The sequence below is a fragment of the Pseudoalteromonas sp. UBA2102 genome, from assembly GCF_002331165.1.
GTDB classification, from domain to species: Bacteria; Pseudomonadota; Gammaproteobacteria; order Enterobacterales; family Alteromonadaceae; genus Pseudoalteromonas; species Pseudoalteromonas atlantica.
On the sequence record NZ_DCYU01000062.1, the window covers coordinates 1 to 3,535 of the forward strand.

General features: G+C 38.0%; 4 protein-coding genes. 3 read left to right on the top strand and 1 reads right to left on the bottom strand.

Going from position 1 to position 3,535, the window contains the following annotated elements:
• Positions 1-143: 143 nt before the first annotated feature.
• Positions 144-653 (top strand): DUF421 domain-containing protein, encoded by a 510-nt coding sequence (locus tag B2R65_RS08320; protein ID WP_096041721.1) that lies wholly within the window; start codon positions 144-146, stop codon positions 651-653.
• Between the two features lie 70 nt (positions 654-723).
• Here the strand turns inward: B2R65_RS08320 and B2R65_RS08325 are convergent, their stop codons facing one another.
• Positions 724-1,344 carry a trimeric intracellular cation channel family protein gene (locus B2R65_RS08325; protein WP_286741863.1) on the bottom strand — a complete coding sequence of 207 codons (621 nt, stop codon included), beginning with the start codon at positions 1,342-1,344 and terminating at the stop codon, positions 724-726.
• A gap of 416 nt (positions 1,345-1,760) precedes the next feature.
• Here B2R65_RS08325 and B2R65_RS08330 point away from each other — a divergent pair, with 416 nt between their 5' ends.
• Together B2R65_RS08330 and B2R65_RS08335 are read left to right on the top strand one after the other, a co-directional pair.
• On the top strand, positions 1,761-2,369 hold the full coding sequence (locus B2R65_RS08330) for a cold shock domain-containing protein (RefSeq protein ID WP_286741865.1): 609 nt from the start codon (positions 1,761-1,763) through the stop codon (positions 2,367-2,369).
• 280 nt (positions 2,370-2,649) lie between these two features.
• Positions 2,650-3,535 (top strand): hypothetical protein (locus B2R65_RS08335; protein WP_286741867.1); only part of this gene is annotated, 886 nt, incomplete at its 3' end.

Genomic DNA, 3,535 nt, shown 5'->3' on the forward strand with positions numbered 1-3,535 from the left:
AAGTAAAATTAAGTTTGTAAAACAGTTAGCAAAATAAAATAGGGCGCTTTATTCATCGTTATTTAACTATGTGCCATGTAGGGTTTAATTAACTATTGCAGAACCACTTACAGTAAGTAAATAACGCACATAAAGGAGTGACTATGTTTTTTGATGATATGCAGGGCTTAATACGCGTACTTATTATTGGCGTGCTGGGTTATGTAGCGCTGGTGTTTTGGCTGCGTATATCGGGTAAGCGTACGCTTTCTAAATGGAACGTGTTTGATTTTATTGTCACTATTGCGCTGGGCTCTATTTTAGCCTCGGTGATCATTACAAAAAGTGTCGCGCTGCTAGAGGGCATGCTCGCGTTTGTTGTGTTAATAGGGCTGCAATATTTTATTACGTGGCTAAGTGTGCGCTCATCTAAATTTGCTTCGCTTATAAAAGCAGAGCCCACGCTATTGCTGAGTAATGGTGAATACTGCACGGCGGCACTTAAATCGCAGCGAGTAACTAAATCAGAAATTCGCGCTGCCATTCGTGGTGCGGGTATATTAGCCATAGAAGATGTAGCCGCTGTAGTGCTAGAAACCGACGGCAGTTTTAGCGTACTAAAGCAAAATAACAGTGGGTTAAAAACCGCGTTAAGTGATGTAAGCGAGCAATAAAGTAAGGCGCTAGTACTTATATTAATTAAGGCAGGTTTAATACCTGCCTTATCTTTTATTAAAGCCTAATTTATTTAGCGTGCTGCTCTAACAAACTAAAGGTAGGTAAACGCCACTTAAAGCGAATTGACGCCATACGTACTAAGTAGCCTGCAACAAGGCTTACAATAATGCTGATGTTGTCATCAATATTGTAATGGTGCAGTGCTAGGAATAAGCAGGCAACCAGTAACGATACACTCGCGTATAGCTCGTTATGTAATACCAACGGCGCTTGGCGACATATTAAATCGCGCAGTAACCCACCAAATACACCGGTTACAACTGCAGCCACAACACAAATACCATAGTGCAGGCCCATATTTAGCCCCACTTGGCAGCCAATAATGCTAAACGCCGCAAGCCCTAGCGCATCTAAGCGCATAAAAATGCCTTTAAATTTAACCACCCACTTAGCAAGCCACGTAGTCACAATGCCCGCTATACAAGTAATTAATAAATACTCTGGGTGCTGAACCCAGGTAAGTGGGTAATTGCCAAGTAAAATATCTCGCACACTGCCACCACCAATTGCTGTTGCACTGGCAACCAGTACAACGCCAAACCAATCCATTTTCATTCGCCCTGCGCTAAGTGCGCCGGTCATGGCTTCTGCGGTAATACCAATAATATAAACAACGGTTAGTAGCATGAGATAATCACTTGAAAATTGCACGTAAAAATAAGGTGTGGATTGTATAGATAAATTAAGTAAATAACGAATGAAAAATCACACTAAAAACGCTTAATTCAGATAGAAATAACTAATAACAAAACCGAGTGTAAACAAGCTGTTAAGCTAATCGCTTCGCAAAAGTTAGCAGTCCTAGAATAAAGGACAAATGGCCGTAATTTATAAAATAAAACAGGCTATTTTATTGCTGCATTTTAAACCTCAAAGCTCGGTATTTTCCCTATACGGTTAAGTGTTTTGGCAACTAATTGGCGTCTTTAAATTAACCTAATATGAATATTTGGTTGCGTGGTAGCAATTTAGGAACGTATACTAACGACTCTTAACTTAAATGGAATTTGCGTAATCGCAGCTTAATCAGCACAGGTAAATACATGAACAAAGGATTGTTAAAAGCGTGGAATGACGAAAAGGGCTTTGGTTTTATTAAATCAGACACCCTAGCGCACGACACCTTTATACACATTTCAGCGCTCAAACATATGAGCCGCAAGCCAAAAGTGGGCGACACCATTTATTTTGAAGTCGCTACACAGCCCGATGGTAAAACCAAAGCCGTTAATTGCCGAATAGAAGGCGTAGCTGCGCTTAAAGTTACACATAAAAAACCAAACCATCATCGTGTTGTTAAATCTAATTTTACTGATAGTTTTTTAGGCAAAGTCGCCTCAATTAGTATTATCGCTGTACTTGGCTTTATCGCAGTAAATAAATACAGCCATTATCAAAGTAGTGAGCAGTTTAATAACCACACTCCCGTTATTACCAACGCCGATTTAGCTACCTTTGATGAGCAATACCCACAAATTGTGATTCCAAAAAGCACGCAAAATTTTACCTGTGACGGCAGGCAGCACTGTAGCCAAATGACTTCCCGTGCAGAGGCGGTGTTTTTTATAAATAACTGCCCCAATACAAAAATGGATGGTGACGGTGATGGTGACCCATGTGAGAGGGATACAAGGTTCCAAGATGAGTTGTAATTTTAGAAATCGATTAGCTAAAAGTTAAATTTAAGATGGTTTTTACCGTGTACTGTATGAAAATACAGTGGTAGGCAGTTTGTCCCATAGCATTATTTAAAAGCGTTATGGGGTTAAATAACAAGGGCTACTGAGTAGTAATTGTAATTATTTGTTTATTGAAAAGTTGTTTTTTGAAAGTGCCGAATAACGTAACTTACGCTGTATTGGGATGTTAGACCCCCCAAGACGTGGGGTTCAATAAGCTGTTATATTGTTGTCACAAATGGAGTTGTCTCAAATGATTGAGTTGGAAAAAGAGAATATTGCACCTTATCTCTCTATATTGATGGGAGTTAAGTCCGACCAAAAACAGCCTTGTGATATTCATCCAAACATAATAAAAATTCTTAAAGATGAGTCATCAAATGAAATAGTTATTTCTGATTCAAAAAAAGAGCTCATAGGAGAAATAGCGGAAGTAACTTTTACACCTTATAGGTTATTGAAGTCTCCTAGTTGGTTAAAAGGGCATGAGGCACTAGATGTTGAACATCATGTGTTTGTTTCCTTTAACGTAAATAATTATTATGCTTTCTACTTCTCTGAACAAGGAAAGAAAGATGAAATAAGAGAATACTTTAATTCTAAGTCCTTACCGAATGTTAAACCTGTTTCAATAAATCATCTTAATGGTAACTTCATAAACGAAGACAAGATAAAAATGCTTTGGTTAACAGGCATCCATGGTAAGAATAACTTTAAGGCCGATTCGAAAGTTCTAGGTGGAGAAAGTGTCGCTGATACTTTAGATCCATTAATTGATCAATCATACATGATGTCAGCAGTTAGAACTGAAGCATTAAATAATGCAAAGACAACTATAGGAATCAACCCTTTTAAGTCCTCTATCTGGAGAGGGCCCTGTAAAGATTGGCAAACTTTTGAAAACAGAGTTATAGAAATATTAGATTTATTAAGTTCTAACGCAAAACAAACTTCAGACCCTATTAGTATACTTTCTTATCCGATACCTAGTTGCGATGATTTAAATGAGCCATATGATTTTTCACTTATTGATTATGAGTTTTTCCCAGAAGATGATGGGCAGCATAGAAAAGATTTATTAAGAAAACTTCAATATGATTACTCAGTGGAACTACAGTGTAGTGGCATAGTTAATTTGG